This is a genomic window from Corynebacterium sp. HMSC08D02 (genome assembly GCF_001807505.1).
GTDB lineage: Bacteria > Actinomycetota > Actinomycetes > Mycobacteriales > Mycobacteriaceae > Corynebacterium > Corynebacterium pseudogenitalium.
This window is the reverse complement of sequence record NZ_KV789236.1, coordinates 410,371-427,086: the sequence shown is the minus strand read 5'-3', so window position 1 is coordinate 427,086 and position 16,716 is coordinate 410,371. Positions and strand designations below refer to the sequence as shown.

General features: G+C 62.7%; 13 protein-coding genes. 6 read left to right on the top strand and 7 right to left on the bottom strand.

The window, feature by feature from the left end; genetic code table 11:
• The first annotated feature begins 3 nt into the window (after positions 1-3).
• Positions 4-399 (top strand): DUF3151 domain-containing protein, encoded by a 396-nt coding sequence (locus tag HMPREF3170_RS03185; protein ID WP_070477678.1) that lies wholly within the window; start codon positions 4-6, stop codon positions 397-399.
• A gap of 38 nt (positions 400-437) precedes the next feature.
• Here HMPREF3170_RS03185 and HMPREF3170_RS03180 read toward each other — a convergent pair whose 3' ends face one another.
• Positions 438-1,496, bottom strand: coding sequence for a Cj0069 family protein (locus HMPREF3170_RS03180; protein ID WP_070477676.1), 1,059 nt, complete (start codon positions 1,494-1,496; stop codon positions 438-440).
• A 295-nt stretch (positions 1,497-1,791) separates the two neighbouring features.
• Here HMPREF3170_RS03180 and HMPREF3170_RS03175 point away from each other — a divergent pair, with 295 nt between their 5' ends.
• The 3 genes from HMPREF3170_RS03175 to HMPREF3170_RS03165 all read left to right on the top strand — a co-directional run bounded on the left by HMPREF3170_RS03175 (position 1,792) and on the right by HMPREF3170_RS03165 (position 5,024).
• Positions 1,792-2,658, top strand: a complete 867-nt coding sequence (locus HMPREF3170_RS03175) for a sulfurtransferase (RefSeq protein ID WP_070477674.1) — start codon at positions 1,792-1,794, stop codon at positions 2,656-2,658.
• A gap of 104 nt (positions 2,659-2,762) precedes the next feature.
• On the top strand, positions 2,763-4,535 hold the full coding sequence (locus HMPREF3170_RS03170) for an acetyl/propionyl/methylcrotonyl-CoA carboxylase subunit alpha (RefSeq protein ID WP_070477672.1): 1,773 nt from the start codon (positions 2,763-2,765) through the stop codon (positions 4,533-4,535).
• A gap of 3 nt (positions 4,536-4,538) precedes the next feature.
• The gene (locus HMPREF3170_RS03165) at positions 4,539-5,024 is read left to right on the top strand and encodes a GNAT family N-acetyltransferase (RefSeq protein WP_070362986.1); all 486 of its coding nucleotides are present in this window, start codon (positions 4,539-4,541) and stop codon (positions 5,022-5,024) included.
• Here the strand turns inward: HMPREF3170_RS03165 and HMPREF3170_RS03160 are convergent.
• Complete coding sequence (locus tag HMPREF3170_RS03160; protein ID WP_141742170.1) at positions 5,011-5,913, bottom strand: chymotrypsin family serine protease; 903 nt, start codon at positions 5,911-5,913, stop codon at positions 5,011-5,013. The two genes, HMPREF3170_RS03165 and HMPREF3170_RS03160, sit on opposite strands and share 14 nt — an antisense overlap.
• A 64-nt stretch (positions 5,914-5,977) precedes the next feature.
• On the opposite strand from HMPREF3170_RS03160, the gene HMPREF3170_RS03155 reads away from it, so the two are divergent.
• Positions 5,978-6,475: a GNAT family N-acetyltransferase gene (locus tag HMPREF3170_RS03155; RefSeq protein ID WP_070362988.1), complete on the top strand. Its 498-nt coding sequence runs from the start codon at positions 5,978-5,980 to the stop codon at positions 6,473-6,475.
• 17 nt (positions 6,476-6,492) lie between these two features.
• On the opposite strand, the gene HMPREF3170_RS03150 is transcribed toward HMPREF3170_RS03155, so the two are convergent.
• From HMPREF3170_RS03150 to prpD, 4 genes are all read right to left on the bottom strand, one after another.
• Positions 6,493-9,942 (bottom strand): pyruvate carboxylase, encoded by a 3,450-nt coding sequence (locus tag HMPREF3170_RS03150; RefSeq protein ID WP_246814898.1) that lies wholly within the window; start codon positions 9,940-9,942, stop codon positions 6,493-6,495.
• Positions 9,943-10,136: 194 nt separating this feature from the next.
• On the bottom strand, positions 10,137-11,297 hold the full coding sequence (locus HMPREF3170_RS03145) for a bifunctional 2-methylcitrate synthase/citrate synthase (RefSeq protein WP_070362990.1): 1,161 nt from the start codon (positions 11,295-11,297) through the stop codon (positions 10,137-10,139).
• Positions 11,298-11,348: 51 nt separating this feature from the next.
• Positions 11,349-12,269, bottom strand: a complete 921-nt coding sequence (gene prpB, locus HMPREF3170_RS03140) for a methylisocitrate lyase (RefSeq protein WP_070477666.1) — start codon at positions 12,267-12,269, stop codon at positions 11,349-11,351.
• Between the two features lies 1 nt (position 12,270).
• Complete coding sequence (gene prpD / locus HMPREF3170_RS03135) at positions 12,271-13,782, bottom strand: 2-methylcitrate dehydratase PrpD (protein WP_070477664.1); 1,512 nt, start codon at positions 13,780-13,782, stop codon at positions 12,271-12,273.
• A gap of 187 nt (positions 13,783-13,969) precedes the next feature.
• Between prpD and HMPREF3170_RS03130 the strand changes: the two genes are divergently transcribed.
• Complete coding sequence (locus HMPREF3170_RS03130) at positions 13,970-15,280, top strand: helix-turn-helix domain-containing protein (protein ID WP_070477662.1); 1,311 nt, start codon at positions 13,970-13,972, stop codon at positions 15,278-15,280.
• On the opposite strand, the gene HMPREF3170_RS03125 is transcribed toward HMPREF3170_RS03130, so the two are convergent.
• A complete protein-coding gene (locus HMPREF3170_RS03125) occupies positions 15,261-16,667 on the bottom strand; it encodes an NAD(P)H-quinone dehydrogenase (protein ID WP_070477660.1) in 1,407 nt (468 codons plus the stop codon). The genes HMPREF3170_RS03130 and HMPREF3170_RS03125 overlap by 20 nt on opposite strands.
• Positions 16,668-16,716: the final 49 nt, after the last annotated feature.

Genomic DNA, 16,716 nt, shown 5'->3' with positions numbered 1-16,716 from the left:
GGCATGAAGTTCAACGACATGCTTGCCCCCGACCCAATTCACCTCCCAGAAGACCCAGCAACCGGCTGCGACCTACTTGCCGACGCCACCGCCGTCGCACACCCCGATTCCCCCGCCGTGTGGGCTGCCCGCGCCGAGCGCGAGCTGGCGGACGGCGACACGATCGTCGCCTACGCGTACGCCCGCACCGGCTACCACCGCTCGCTCGACCGGCTGCGCGCCAACGGTTGGAAGGGCTGGGGCCCGGTTCCGGCCTCGCACGAGGCGAACGTGCCAGTGCTCAAGGCCATCGCGATGCTCGCCCTGACCTCCAAGGCGATCGGTGACGACGCCGAGTACGACCGCTGCCGCCAAATGCTCTCCGACGCCGACCCGGACAGCGTCGCTACGCTCCTCTAAACCCCGGTCGGTGCCATGGCGCCTATGGCTAAAAGCGACTAGGCGAACTTCGCCTCGACGCGCTTGATTGCCTCCTGCGCAACGAGCTCCTGGATGCCCATGTCGAGCTCGGAGGTAAAGCCAACGCAGGAGCAGTTGATCTCGCCGAGCACGTAGGTGTCCTCGCCGTTCTCGCCGTCGGCCAGCATGAAGTCCGCGGTCCAAACGAGCGGGATGTTGTCGCCGCCGAGGTTCTCGGCGATGACCGGGCGGGCCTCAGCGAACATGTCGATGAGCTCCTGCCATGCCTCTGGCTTGTCGTAGGTGTACGTTGCGCCGGAGAACAGGGTTGCGGAGAAGTTGTCGCCGCCCTCTGCGGGCTTCTTATGCACAACGAACACCGGGTGCGGTCCGACGAGCAGAATGCGGATCTCACCCTCGACGATGCGTGGCATGAAGCGCATGTCCACCAGCATGCCGTTGTCGCCAACGATGTACTGGTTGCAGAAGGTCATGAACTCGCCGAGCTCGCGCGTCTCGGTGTGGTTGTCGACGGCCTCGGTGCAGCGGATCTTGGTGTCCAGCGGCAGCGCGGTGCCCGGCTCGACGGAGACCGCGAGGTCCTCGTCAGCGATACGGACGCGCCAGATGCCTTCACCAGTTGAGCCACGGTTCTGCTTCAGCACGCGCTCGCCGTAGGACAGGGACGTCGGGAAGGTCTCGTGGAACGTCTCGACGTCGTAGTACGCGGCGGTGTCGGACGGGACGAGGTCGGTGTCCTTCAGCTTCACCAGGGCGTCCTTCGCGCCGTAGGCCATCATCTCGCCCGGCGTGGACATGCCGACCAGGCCCGCAACCGAAAGGCTGGTGAGCAGGTCGAAGTAGCCCTTCTCACCGCCAGGGATGTTGCCTGGGTTGACACGGGAGATGTAACCGTCGAAGTTCTCGGAGACGTAGGTGTAAATCGCGTCTTTCCACTCAGGGCGGTAGAAGACAACTTCGGCGTGCCATCCCATAGCCTTGATCGCGTTGACGATCGGCATGGTGTCTTTCCGGTGTCCGTCGAAATACTTATCCGAGCCGCCCTCGACCTCGAATACGACGATAGCTTTATGCATGGGGCACCTTTCTAGTCATTGTCCCACCTTGTGGGTGGAAACGGGTGTCTGTATGTTCCAATTAGTAACTTTATTTGGCAGGATGAATTTTTCCGCACTCGCCTGGGAAAACGTGCCCAAGTTCACACCGCGTATAACCCCCGTGAATACACCCTGCGCACGCGAGTGACACCGCGCACACTGGACCCGTTTTTGCGGAATTTTGCGTCACCTATTTTCCTTGACATGTAGGGTGAGGGGCAGTAAATAACTTCGCTCTGTGTTATTGGCCATTGCTATTGGAGGTTAACCCACCGTGGGCATCGAACTCGACGATCACTCGCAGTTTGCGAACTACGCACATCCGGAACGATTCGTGTCAGCCGCGTGGCTTTCTGCACGCTTGGGCATGCCGGGTCTGCGGGTAGTCGAAAGCGACGAGGACGCCTTCCTCTACGACATTGGGCACATCCCAGGCGCCGTCCGGATCGATTGGCACAACGACCTCAATGATCCTGCGCAGCGCGACTTTATCGACGGCGAGGCCTTCGCAGAACTCATGAGCGCGCGCGGCATCTCCCGCGACGATACCGTGGTGATCTACGGCGACCGCTCCAACTGGTGGGCCGCCTACACGGCGTGGGTCTTCGAGCTGTTCGGTCACCCGGATGTGCGCATCCTCGACGGCGGCCGCGACGCCTGGATGGGCGAAGAGCGCGATACCTCCTTCGCGGTGCCGGAGTATCCACGCACTGAGTACCCGGTAGTCGAGCGCCAGGACGCACCGCTTCGCACCTTCGCATCCGAGCTGCTGCAGAAAACACCCGCCCAGCTTATCGACGCCCGCTCGCCCGAACATTACGCAGGAACAGAGGCGGCCGCACAGGATGGTGGCGTCGATACTCTGCGCAACGGGCACATCCCCGGCGCAGTGAACGTGCCGTGGGGCAACTCCGTGTTCCCGAACGCGCGCCTCAAGGGCAGGGATGACATTGCGCACGTCTATAAAGACTTCGACCCAGCTGCACCGACTGTGGTCTACTGCCAGCTCGGCGAAAGCGCGGCCCATACCTGGTTCGTGCTGAAGCACGTGCTCGGCTTCGAGCAGGTTTCGCTCTACGACGGCTCGTGGGCGGAGTGGGGAAACATGGTGCGTGTGCCAGTGGAGCGCGGCGAACGCTAAGATAGAAAAGGTTCGCTGCCCATCCCGCTGGGTTGTAACATAGGGTGGCAAAATCCGATATATTTCGGCAAAGCTCAGACTCTTTGAGAAAGACGGGATTTTTTGTGCCTATTCACAATCAGCAAGTGACCAAGGTGTTGGTTGCAAACCGCGGCGAGATCGCGGTGCGCATCATTCGTGCTGCCCAGGATGAAGGCATCGCGTCCGTTGCGGTGTACGCAGACAGCGACGCGGCCGCACCATATGTTTCCCTTGCCGATGAAGCGTTCGCCCTCGGCGGGGAAACCGCCGCAGAGACCTATCTGGACATGGCGAAGCTGCTCAAAGTGGCGGCGGATTCGGGCGCGGACGCCGTTCACCCCGGCTACGGTTTCCTCGCCGAAAACGCTGAATTCGCACAGAAAGTTATCGACGCCGGCTTGACCTGGATCGGCCCCTCCCCCGAGGCTATCGCCACGCTGGGTGACAAGGTGGCGGCCCGTGCGATCGCCGAAGCTGTCGACGCCCCGATGGCCCCCGGCACGAAACATCCGGTCGCAGACGAACAGGAAGTCCTTGCGTTCGCAGATGAGCACGGCCTCCCGATCGCGATTAAGGCCGCCTACGGCGGCGGCGGACGCGGCATGAAAGTCGCGCATACGCGGGAAGAAATCCCGGAGCTGTTCGAGTCCGCGACCCGTGAGGCCGTTGCCGCTTTCGGCCGCGGCGAGTGCTTCGTGGAGCGCTACCTGGATAAGGCTCGCCACGTTGAGGCGCAGGTGCTCGCGGATCAGCACGGCAACGTCGTGGTCGTGGGTACCCGCGACTGCTCGCTGCAGCGCCGCTTCCAGAAGCTTATCGAGGAAGCCCCTGCACCGTTCCTCACCGATGAGCAGCGCGAGCGCATTGAGCGCTCCGCCGAGGCGATCTGTAAGGAAGCCGGCTACTCGGGCGCAGGCACCGTAGAGTACCTGGTTGGCGCTGACGGCCTGGTGTCTTTCTTGGAAGTCAACACGCGCCTCCAGGTAGAGCACCCGGTCACTGAGCTGACCACCGACCTGGACTTGGTACGCGAGCAGTTCCGTATCGCCCGTGGCGAGCAGCTCAGCATCACGGAGACCCCAACGCCGCGCGGGCACGCATTTGAGTTCCGCATCAACGGCGAGGACCCAACCATCAACTTCATGCCTTCTCCTGGCCCGATCAACGTCTATCGCGAGCCAGCCGGGCCCGGCGTGCGCGTGGACTCCGGCGTGCGCGAAGGTTCGGCGATTAACGGTCAGTTTGACTCGATGCTGGCCAAGCTGATCGTGTACGGCGCAACGCGCGAGGAAGCGCTGAATCGTGCCCGCCGCGCGCTTGCGGAATACGTCGTCGAGGGCATCCCGACCGTGATCCCCTTCCACCGCGCAATGGTCGAGCACGACGCCTTTATCGGCGACGGCACCTCGTTCGACGTCTACACTCGCTGGATCGAAGAGGCCTGGGACGGCGAGATGCCAGCCGTCACCGCAGCTGATGATCAAGGTGTGGAGGGCGAAGCAGGCGTCGATAAGCAGGTGTTTGCCGTGGAGGTTGACGGCCGCCGCATCGAGGTAGCCCTGCCTTCCGCACTCGTACCCGGCGCGGGCCCTGCCCGTAAGCCGAAGAAGCGCCGCGCATCGGCCGCGAAGACCGCCGCATCCGGCGACGCCGTGACGGCGCCGATGCAGGGAACTTTAATCAAGGTCAACGTGGCAGAGGGCGACACCGTCGCTGAGGGCGACGTCCTCGTCGTGCTCGAGGCGATGAAGATGGAAAACCCGGTCAAGGCGCACAAGGATGGCGTCGTGACGGGCCTGGCAGCCGAGCAGGGCGCTCAAGCGGCCAAGGGCGCAACGCTCATGGAGTTGAAGTAGCCCATGGACTTTAGTTTCCGTCGGGCCACCGAGTCCGACCGCACGTACCTCGAGCGTATTTACTTCCTCGCCGAGGCGCACGGTGATGAATCGAGCGAACTGTTCAGTGACTACCCCACCTACGCCGCAGGCTACATCGGCGACTGGGATCCGGAGCGCGACGGCGGCGTCATCGTCTACGACGCCCTCGGCGTACCGGCCGGGGCGATCTGGCTGCGGTTCTGGGAGGATACCTCCGCCGTGGGGTGGGCAAACCTTGGGCCGGATATCCCCGAGTTCGCCATCGCGATTGAGGCCCGCGCGCAGGGCAAGGGCCTGTCACGCACGCTGATTGAGCAGGCTTGCGAGCTCGCGCGCGACAAGGGTGCGCGACAGCTCGCTTTATCTGTCGACGCCGACAACCCCAAAGCGCGCCACGTCTACGAGAAATTCGGCTTCCGGGATGTTGCCGATGCCCCACACCCGGGCACGATGGTTATTGACCTCTAGCTGCTGCGATTGAGCGCCACGATTCGACGATAGAGACGATGTCGGGTGCCGCGGCGACGAGTACGCCCAACACGATTGCCAGCACGACTGGCAACACACCGCGCACTGCGGAGTCATCCTCGGAGGACAGCGAGTCCAGGCGCTTGCCCAACTGCGCCCCTACGTTCGCGGCCGTTTCTACTGGGCGCTTGGCGGTGTGCACCACGGGGCCGTCGATATGGAACCAGCGCTTGAGCACCTCGATTTCGTCATCGCTGCCGTAGTCGCGGCCGTCTTCCGGGTGAACCGCGCGGGAAAGCCCGCGCACGCCCGACGATGAAGAGATGTTGCTCACGCCCGAGTACGGCCCGATCATTCCTTTGCCTTCGACCCACACGGGTGCACCGGAGTCGCCTGCCTGGCCATCTGGGAGCGTACTGAACACCGTGTTGCCGAGGCGCGCAGCGAACGAGCCGCAGCGCTTCGCCTTCGTCACCCCGCCGTAGGTACACACGCGATCCTTCGAGGTCAGCGTCGTGCCTGGGGAAATAAGGGTGTCTCCGCTGAGCCAGTTCGGGCCGAGGGCCACGCCGTCGTCCCAGACCACCATGGCCCAGTCGTTCGCGGTGTAATCCTCCTCATCGCGGTACAACGGCGAGGGGATAAACGTTCCGGTGAGGCCTTCGGCCCCCTTGACGGTGACACGATCCCCGTTGCTCCCACAGTGGGCGCTGGTGTAGCTCACGCCCTGGTTTTTGTCATTCATCGCGACGGTGCATTTCACGTTGCTACCAACAACAATCAGACCCCCCTGCTGCACTACCGGCGCAGCGACCGCAGCCCCATGTGAGATGCCAAGGGACAACGCCACAGTGACGGCCCCGATGCCGCGTGCAGTTCCTCCTCGCATAGGCCACAGGGTACCGCACGGCCCTGGCTGCGCCTATCCGTAGTAGTCGCGTTACAGTGGCACCATGACACAAAACAAGTCGTTTACTCTACGCCAAGCCACCGAATCAGACCGCATGTACCTGCAGCGCCTGAACTTTCTTGCGGACGTATTCGGCGATGAAACCGCGCCCGTCGGGCACGAGGAGCGCCTCGGGGTGACCGACTACGTGGACCACTGGGACCCGGAGCGCGACGGCGGCATTATCGCCTGCGATGAGTTCCGCACCCCCGCTGGCGGCGTGTGGCTGCGCTACTGGGATGACCCGGATGCAGGCCACGCAAACCTCGGCCCCGACGTGCCGGAGCTCGCCATCGCGGTGGAACGCCGCTTCGCAGGCCACCGGCTCGGCTCGAAACTGCTACGCGCAGTCATTGAGCTTGCAGCGCAACAAGGCGCGCCCCGCGTCGCTCTCTGGGTTGATCCAGACAACGAGCGTGCGCGCCACCGTTACGAGCAGTTCGGCTTCACCACGGTTGCCGACGTTGCCAATGTCATGGTTTTTGACTGCAACGTCGGCTAACTGCGGCGAGAAACCCTTTAGGAGATCACGACGACCAGGTCGCCGCCCTCCACCTTGGTTGCCTGCGTGAAGGCGACTCGCTCGATGGTGCCGTCCTTCGTCGCCGAGATCGCGGCCTCCATCTTCATCGCTTCGATAGAAGCAACCTGGTCGCCGGCCTTGACCTCGTCGCCAGGCTTGACGGTCACGTTCACCACACCAGCGAACGGTGCCGCAACGTGGCCTTCCTGTGCCGGATCAGCCTTCTCCACCTCGGCGACTGTGGACTCGGCGTTCTCGTCCCTGACCTGCATCGGACGGATCTGGCCGTTGACCGTCAGGATGACCTGGCGCATGCCCTTCTCATCGGGCTCGCCCACGGCGTCAAGGTTGACCACGAGCGGCGGCAGGTGATCCTCGAGCTCGCCGTACCAGATCATCGTCTCCTCACCCTCAACGAGGCCGTAGAAGAAAGTGCGGTCCGACAGGTGGTCCGTGATGCCGTAGGTGCGGCGGTGCTCCAGGAACTCCTTGTACTGCTTCGGGAACAGCAGCTGGTCCAGCGCAGCACGGCGCGTCACGTGCTCCTCGGAATCAAGGTCACCAGCGAGCTCTTCCGGCACGTCCACCGTGTGGTCGACTTCCTGGCGGTCCTCGAGCGCCTTGTCGCGCAGCAGCGGCCAGCCACCTGGAGGCGTACCCAGTTCACCCTGCAGGAAGCCGATGACGGACTCAGGGATGTCGTACTTGCGCGGGTTCTCCGCGAAGTCCTTCGGGTCCACGCCCGCACCCACCAGGTGCAGCGCAAGGTCACCCACAACCTTCGACGACGGCGTGACCTTCGTCGGGCGGCCGAGGATCTCGTTCACCGCGGCATAGTAGTCCTCGATGAGCTCGAAGCGGTTGCCCAGGCCCAGCGCCTTCGCCTGCGTACGCAGGTTGGAAAGCTGACCGCCCGGGATTTCGTGCTTGTACACGCGACCGGTCGGGCCAGGGATACCAGATTCGAACGGAGCGTAAACCTGGCGCACGGCCTCCCAGTACGGCTCGAGGTCGCTGACAGCCTGCAGGTCAATGCCGGTGTCACGCTCGGTGTTGGCGAAGGCAGCAACGAGTGCGGACAGCGACGGCTGCGAGGTGGTACCCGCCAGCGGTGCCGACGCCACATCCACAATGTCCGCGCCCGCATTTGCGGCCGCCAGGTAGGTCGCTAGCTGGCCGCCAGCCGTGTCGTGGGTGTGCACGTGAACAGGCAGGTCGAAGCGCTCGCGCAGCGCCTTGACCAGTTTCGCGGCAGCGCCCGGACGCATCAGGCCGGCCATATCCTTGATCGCCAGGACGTGCGCGCCGGCGTCGACAATCTCTTCGGCCAGACGCAGGTAGTAGTCCAGCGTGTAGATGTCCTCGGCGGGGTCGAGCAGGTTGCCCGAGTACGCCATCGCAACCTCGGCGACGGTGGTGTTGGTCTCCAGAACAGCCTCGATAGCGGGGCGCATCTGGGAAACGTCGTTGAGGGCGTCGAAGATGCGGAAGATGTCAATGCCTGACGACGCCGCCTCGTTCACGAACGCCTTCGTCACCGAATCCGGGTATGGGGTGTAGCCCACGGTGTTGCGGCCGCGCAGCAGCATCTGGATATTCACGTTCGGGATGGCTTCGCGCAGGGCGTCGAGACGCATCCACGGAGACTCGTGCAGGAAGCGCATGCCCACGTCGTAGGTGGCGCCGCCCCACGCCTCTACAGAGGCGAGCTGTGGCGTCATGTGGCCGACGTGCTTCGCCGCAGCGACCAGCGTGTTCGTACGGATGCGGGTTGCCAGCAGCGACTGGTGCGCATCGCGGAACGTCGTCTCGGTCACGCCAAGCGCTGTCTGGTTGCGGATCTTTTCCGCCCACTTCGTCGGGCCGAGCTCCAGCAGGTCGTCGCGGGAGCCGCGCGGCAGGTCGCCGTAGTCGAACTCCGGCAGCTTCTTCGAAGGACGAATCGAGGTCGGGCGCGGGCCGTTTGGCTTATTGACGGTCACGTTCGCCAGGTAGTCGAGGATCTTGCCGGCATCGTCAGCCGCGGCAGGAGCCTCAAGCAAGAACGGGTGATCGTTGATAAAGCCGGTGTTGATGCGCTTGAAGCGGAAGTCCTCGTCGGACAGCAGCGCGCGCAGGAAGCCAATATTGGTGGAGACACCGGTGACGGTGAACTCGTTAAGCGCGCGCAGTGCGCGGTCGACGGCAACCTGGAAGTTACGGCCACGGCACGTCATCTTCACAAGCAGGGAGTCGAAGTTCGGGGTGATCTCGGTACCGACGTTCGCGGAGCCGTCGAGGCGCACACCCGCGCCACCCGGGGAGCTGTAGCCGGTGATCACGCCGGAGTCCGGACGGAACCCGTTGTTCGGGTCCTCCGTGGTGATGCGGCACTGCAGCGCCGCACCGTTCATCTCGATAAGGTCCTGGGTCAGGTGCACGTCCTCGAGCTTCGCGCCCGCAGCGATGTACATCTGGTTCTTCACGATGTCCACGCCGGTGATTTCCTCGGTGACGGTATGCTCCACCTGGACACGCGGGTTCATCTCAATGAAGACGTGGTTGCCCTGCTCGTCAACGAGGAACTCGACGGTACCGGCGCCCTCGTAGTTGATCTCCTTACAGAAGTTCACCGCGTCCTGGCAGATGCGTTCACGCTGTTCCTGCGTGATGTGCTGTGCCGGAGCGATCTCGACGACCTTCTGGTGACGGCGCTGCAGCGAGCAGTCGCGCTCGAACAGGTGCACCACGTTGCCGTAGGAGTCCGCCATGATCTGCACCTCAATGTGCTGCGGGCGGATGACCGCGCGCTCGAGGTACACGTGGCCGTCGCCAAACGCTGCCTCCGCCTCGCGGGATGCCTCTGCTGCGAGGCGCTCGACATCTTCGATCTTCTCGATGAAGCGCATACCACGCCCGCCACCACCGGCGACTGCCTTGACGAAGACCGGGAAGGTGAATTCCTTCGCAATCTCGGCAAGCTCCGCCGGGTCAGTTGACGGCTCGGAGTCCTTCAACGTCGGCAGCCCGGCGCGCTCAGCAGCGTGCACAGCGGCCGCCTTGTCACCAGTCAGCTCAAGCGCCTCTGGGCTTGGGCCGATGAACTTAATGCCGTTGTCGCGGCAAGCGCGCGCAAGGTCTGCGCGCTCCGAGAGGAACCCATAGCCCGGGTAAATTGCATCGGCGCCGGTCTCTTTCGCCGCACGGATAATTTCGTCGATGTCCAGATACGCCTTGACTGGCTGGCCCTCAACACCAATTCGTACGGCTTCGTCGGCGAACGGTCGGTGGTAGGACTTTCGATCCTCGCGCGGGTACACCGCGACGGTTTTTGCGCCAGTCTCAAATGCTGCGCGGAAGGCACGAACCGCGATTTCGCCACGGTTTGCTACCAAGATCTTTTTGAATGCCGGGAGGTCATTCAGGGGGAGCTGCTCCATCGATGCAATCCTTCCATACTGTGACATGCGTGACAGTTTGAATGTTATTTGGTTGGCCTGACAATCCTAACGCAGGTTGGCGCCACACCACGGGAAAATGCACAATTGCATCTGTTCCCACAGCGATTACCCCCCAAGTTGGGGTCAATGGTCAACGAGTTTCTGTAAAGCAAAACAAAACGGATGGTCCGACCCAAAGGCAGACCACCCGTCGTTCAGACCTACTGCGGCTGGTAGGTGCCGTCCAGGTGACGCTCCTCCGGGCCGTTGTACGCGGACAGCGGGCGGATCAGCGAGTTGTTCTCGTACTGCTCAATGATGTGCGCGGTCCAGCCGGTGATGCGGCTCATCACGAACAACGGCGTGAAGAACTCGATATCAAAACCCAGGATGTAGTAGGACGGGCCGGACGGGAAGTCCAGGTTCGGGCGGATGTTGATGGACGTGTTCTCGTACATCGTCTTCGCCATGATGTCGTAGATTTCCACCCACTTCTCGGCGCCCTGGTCCTTGTGCTCCGCGGCGAGCTTCTTGAACGCTGCCTCCATGGTCGGCACGCGCGAGTCGCCCTTCTTGTACACGCGGTGGCCGAAGCCCATGACGAGCTCCTTGTTCTTCAGCTTGTTCAGGCACCACTGCTCCGCGTTTGCTGGGTCGTCGATTTCCTTCATGTGGTGCATGACGAACTCGTTCGCGCCACCGTGCAGCGGGCCCTTCAGTGCGCCGATCGCCGCGGTGATCGCAGACCAGGCGTCGGACTGCGTCGAGGTCACCGTGCGGGCGGTGAAGGTGGACGCGTTGAAGGAGTGCTCCGCGTAGAGAATCATGGTCTTCTCGAATGCCTCGATATCCGACGGGATGGTTGCCGGGGACCCTTCTTCGTCGCCGAAGACCATCCAGAGGAAGTTCTCCGAGAAGCCCTTGTCCTTGCTCGGGGCGATGTAGCCCTTGCCCTGGCGGCGGCGAATGTCGGTGGCCACGATGGTCGGCAGCTTCGCCAGCAGCTCGGTACCGATCTTGCGGATGTGGTCAGCATCCGGGGTGAACTTGTACTCGTCGCGGGTGCCCAGGAAGGACACTGCGGTGCGCAGCACGTCCATCGGGTGGCAGTCCTTCGGCAGGTAGTTAATGACCTGGATGAGTTCCTCATCGATGTCGCGGTTGTTCATGCATCCGAGGCGGAACTCCTCTGCGCCCGACTTGTCTGGCAGCTCGCCGTGCCAAAGCAGGTACGCAACCTCTTCGAAGGTGCAGTGCTCTGCCAGCTCGTGGACCGGGTAACCGTAGTACAGCAGGGAGTTCGTCTCAGGGTTGACCTTGGAGATTGCAGTGTAGTCCGCAACGACGCCGGCGAGGCCCTTCTTGATTTCTTGAGTGGTCATGGGATGAAGTCCTTTCGGGATAGGGATTGGGTTAGGGATGCGGGATAGGGATTACTCGAATGTGGGCGAGTAGGTGTCCTTGGAATATGTGAAGACGGACTGGTCGAACTGGTTGAAGTCTTCGTACTTGACCAGCTCGTATAGACGGGACCTGTGCTGCATGCGGTCCAACCACGGCTCCTGCGTGCCGGTTTCCGCGATGTCGCGGAGCATGGCCTCGGTCTGCCCCATTGCGAGGCGGAACGTGGTCACCGGCCAGATCACCGCGTTGTATCCAAGGTCCTGCAAGGTTCCGGCGGAGAGCAGCTTGGTCTTACCGAACTCCGTCATGTTCGCCAGCAGCGGGATATCGACGGCCTTGCGGAAGGTCTCGAAGTCCTTCTCGGTATAGAGCGCCTCCGTAAAGATAAGGTCCGCGCCGGCATCTGCGTAAGCCTTGGCCCGCTCGATTGCGGAGTCGATGCCCTCTATGCCAGCCGCATCGGTACGCGCGCAGATGACGAATGCATCGTCGTGGCGCTCCTTTACTGCGGCGCTGATGCGTCGCACCATCAGGTCGCGCGGCACCACTTCCTTGCCGTCGAGATGCCCGCAGCGCTTCGGGTTCACCTGGTCCTCCAGGTGCAGCGAGGCAAGCCCCGCGGCCTCGAACTCAGCCACGGTGCGTGCTGCGGACATCGGTTCGCCGAAGCCGGTGTCGGCGTCGATAAGCACTGGAAGGTTCGTAGCGCGGGCGATCTGGCCACCGCGCTGTGCGACCTCCGTCAGTGTGGTCAGACCGATATCCGGCAGGCCTAGGTCGTTGGCGAGTACCGCGCCGGAGACGTAGACGCCTTCGAAGCCACCGATGTCCTCGATGAGCCGAGCCGTCAGCGGATTGAACGCGCCGGGCAGTTTTGTAATTTCCGCGGACTCGAGTGAGCCCCGCAGCGCCAGTCGGCGCTCATTTGGCGTTGTATCAGGAACAAACATCTTAGAAAATCCCTCCTGGGATCTGAGGAGCATTGGCTTGCGCGTCCGCGTTCACCTTGATGTTGAGCTTGCTCAAGTCGGTGAGCTGCTCGAGGTTCTGCACGTCCGCAAGGAAACGGTCCTGCTCTTCCTTATCGACGATCCCCTCCGCCAGCGTGCGGAACTTCTGGATGTACTGCTCACGGGCAAACGAGCGCGCCCCCAATGGGTGAGCGTCCGCCACGGCCATCTCATCCTCGATGACGGTGCCGTCGTTGAAGGTGATGACGGCCTTTGCGCCGAACGCCTTCTCGGCCGGGTCCTGCGAGTGGTAGCGACGCGTCCACTCCGGGTCCTCCACCGTGGAGATCTTGTGCCACAGCGTGATCGTCTCAGGGCGGTTCGCACGCTCAGGAGCGTAGGAATCGACGTGGTGCCACGTGCCGTCCTCGAGCGCTACGGCGAAGATGTACATGATCGAGTGGTCGAGGGTCTCGCGGGACGCCTTCGGATCCATCTTCTGCGGGTCGTTCGCGCCGGTGCCGATGACGTAGTGCGTGTGGTGCGAGGTGTGCAGCACGATCGACTCAATATCGGCGGTGGACTTACCGGCATCCGCGATGGTCTGCTTCATGCGACGCGCCAGGTCGATTGGGGCCTGCGACTGGTACTCAGCCGAATGCTCCTTGGTGTAGGTATCCAGGATTGCGCGCTTTGCCTCACCGTCTGCAGGCAGTGGCACTACGTAGGTGCGTTCTGGGGAGTGCAGCATCCAGGCGATGAAGCCGTCCTCGCCCTCCCAGATCGGAGCGGGTGCACCCTCGCCGCGCATCGCGCGGTCGACGGCCTCGATGCCCATCTTGCCCGCGAATGCCGGGGCGGACGCCTTCCAAGAAGAGATGAGGCCCTTGCGGGACTGGCGCGTCGCTGTCGTGGTGTGCAGCGCCTGGCCAACCGCCTGGTAGATGGTGTCAATGTCCAGGTTCAGCATGGTGCCCAGACCCGCCGCAACAGATGGGCCGAGGTGCGCCACGTGGTCAATCTTCCACTCGTGCAGGCAAATACCCTTGACCAGGTTGACCTGGATCTCGTAGCCGGTCGCGATACCACGGATCAGCGCCTTACCGTCGAGGCCCTTGTGCTGTGCTACTGCGAGGATCGGCGGAATGTTGTCGCCCGGGTGGGAGTACTCCGCCGCGAGGAAGGTGTCGTGGAAGTCCAGCTCGCGGACCGCGGTACCGTTGGCGAATGCGGCCCACTCTGCGGAGTAGGAGCCGTCGACACCAAAAATCTGCGCACCGCCTTCGGATACTGGATGTGCCTCTGCCATCACGCGAGCGGTGGCGACTGGGCGGCGACCGTATGAAGCGACGGCGACCGAGGCGTTGTCGATAATGCGGTTGATGATCATCTCAGTCGTATCAGCTGGAACCTCTACCGGGTCTGCTGCAACCTTGGCGATCTTGTATGCGAGGTGCTCTTCAATCGGGAATTCTTCTGCCGAACGGTGCGTGCGCACGTTGTGTTCGATCATCTTGGCTCCTTCGTCTTCGTTGTAGTTCCGCTGCCGCGAAACCTCGTTGATGTTGCAGCTCATACTAGGGAGCCAAATGTGATGCGGGCCATGATTTTCGCATGTAAACTTCTGCGTACAAATTCTGCTACTTGTGCAAATTCTGTTAACTACGCAGTACACGCATACAAAATGGGAGAAAGGTACGATGGCAAAGCTGTACGCGGGGGCAAAGATACAGACGCTCCGCCATGAACTCGAACTCACACAAGGCGAAATGGCCCGCCGCATCGACATCTCAACGAGCTACCTCAACCAGCTCGAAAACGACCAGCGCCCGCTCACCGTCAGCGTGCTCCTCCAACTCACCCACGCGTTTCAGCTCTCCACCACGTTCTTCTCCCCCGATGAAGACCAACGCGTGGTCAACGAGCTTTCCGAGCTACTCCCCGACGTCCCGCAGCCGAAACTGCACGAGTTCGCACAGCGCTTCCCCGACATCGCCAACTCCTTACGGGCGCTGACTTCACCCGAGACCACCGACTCCGAACACCCCCACGCACTCGTGCGTGAATTCTTCCAGAACCACAAGAACTACTTCCACGAGCTCGACGTTGCTGCCGAACAGCTCGCAGCGCACGCCGCGAACCGGCAACTGCGACTGACACGCCTCGCGGCAACCTTCGACAGGGAATACGGCATCCAAGTGCGCTTCAACCAATACGCCCACGGCCCCCGCTCGACCCTGCAGCACGACCAGCGCGAGATCCGCCTACGCACCGGACTCACCGAGTCCCAGCAGTGCTTTGAACTCGCCTACCACTACGGCCGCACCGCCTTCGCGGAGCTCATCGACGAGTACGTCCGCGACACTTTCGACGAATCGACACAGCCCGAGCCCGTCCAGCTCGCGCGCCACGGGTTGGCGCAGTACTTCGCCGCCGCTGTCACCATGCCCTACGCTGAGCTCCTCCAAGCTGCCGAAGAAACCCGCTACGACATCGACGTCATCTCCGCGCGCTTCGGCACTGGTTTCGAGTCAACCTGCCAACGCCTCGCGACGTTGCAGCGCCCCGGCGCAGAGGCGATTCCGTTCGTCTTCGTGCGCACCGACCGGGCAGGCAACATTTCGAAGCGGCAGTCATCGACAGCCTTCCACTTCTCGCGCCACGGTGGGGGCTGCCCGTTGTGGGTCGTGCACCGCGCGTTTGAAACTTCGAATAGAGTGACGCGTCAGGTCGCCGTCATGCCGGACGGCCGGACCTACCTATGGATTGCGCGGATGGTGCAGGGCCCCGTCGTGGGGTTCGATTCCCCGCGGCGGGAACACGCGGTGGTGCTGGGCTGCGATATCGCATTCGCCCAGCGCATGATTTACGCCGACGGGCTGAACATCTCCCCCGAATCGGCAACAAAAATCGGCCCCGGCTGCGCTACCTGCCCACGAACATCCTGTCCGCAGCGAGCGTTTCCGGGGCCGCCTAGTTCTAGCCGGAGCGCTAGTCCAGATCAGACTTAGCAATCAGCCTGCGTGCCGCCTCCGTAATCGAACCGGACAGGGACGGGTATACCGCCATCGAGTTCGCCAGCTGGCGCACAGTCAGGTCGTTGGCTACCGCGATGGTCAGCGACAGAATCAGTTCGGAGGCAGTCGGTGCGACGATCACGCCGCCGAGTACCTGGCCGGAGCCCTTGCGGGCGAAGATCTTCACAAAACCGTGCTGGAGGGAACGCATCTTTGCGCGAGGGTTCGTCGCCAAGTCTAGCTTGTAGATGTCCGCGTCAACCTCGCCGTCGGTGATCTGCTGCTGCGTCACACCGACCGCGGCGATCTCCGGGCGGGTAAAGACCGCGTTGCCCACCGTCTTCAGGCGCACCGGTGACACGCCCTCGCCCAACGCGTGGTCGACCGCAATGCGGCCCTGCTGCGCCGCGACGGATGCCAGCGGCATCAGGTCGCTGCAGTCACCCGCAGCGTAAATACCTGCAACGTTGGTACGCGACACACGGTCAACAATGATGTGGCCCGACGGGGCGACTTCCACACCGGCCGCCTCCAGGTTGAGGTCCGCCGTGTTCGGAATCGAACCAATGGACATCATCACGTGCGAACCGGCGATCTCGCGCCCGTCCGTCGTGCGCACAACCACGCCGTCGCCGGTGTTCGTCACCGACTCCACGCGAGCGTGTTTCTCCAAGTGGACGCCACGGCCCGCGAGCACCTCCTCGAGCACGTCAGCGGCATCGGCGTCATCGTGCGGCAGGATGCGGTCACGCGAAGCAACCATGGTCACCTCGACGCCCAGCTCAGCGAACGCAGAAACAAACTCAGCACCGGTCACACCGGAACCGACCACGATCAGGTGCGTCGGCATCTCCTGCAGGCTGTACATCTGACGCCAGTTCAGGATGCGCTCGCCGTCCGGCTCAGCGCCCGGCAGCACGCGCGGGTTCGCGCCGGTGCACACCAGCACCATGTCGCAATCAATAATCTCGGTGTCTTTGCCCTCGCAGTGCACCTCCACGCGGTGCGTGGTGTGACCGTGCTGTTGGTCCGTAAAACGAGCGCGCCCCTGGATAAGGCGCACGCCACGCTGCTCCAACTGCTTAGCGATGTCACTGGACTGCTTATCAGCCAGCGCGATCACGCGCGCGTTCAGGGCGGTCAGCGAAAGCTGGGCTTCCCCAAGCCCGTGGTTGAGCCCCATGTCGTCTGCACGGCGAAGGTCCGTCTTAATGTTGGCGCCGGCGATAAAGCTCTTCGAAGGAACAACGTCCTTGCGGATAGCGGAGCCGCCCAAACCATTGTCTTCCACAATGGTGATATCGGCCCCGTACTTTGATGCAACCAGCGCAGCCTCGTAACCAGCTGGCCCTCCGCCAATGATGACGATCTTCTTCGACACCTACATACTCCTCAACGGTCTTCGTCGTTCGCACAAATACCTGGCTAGT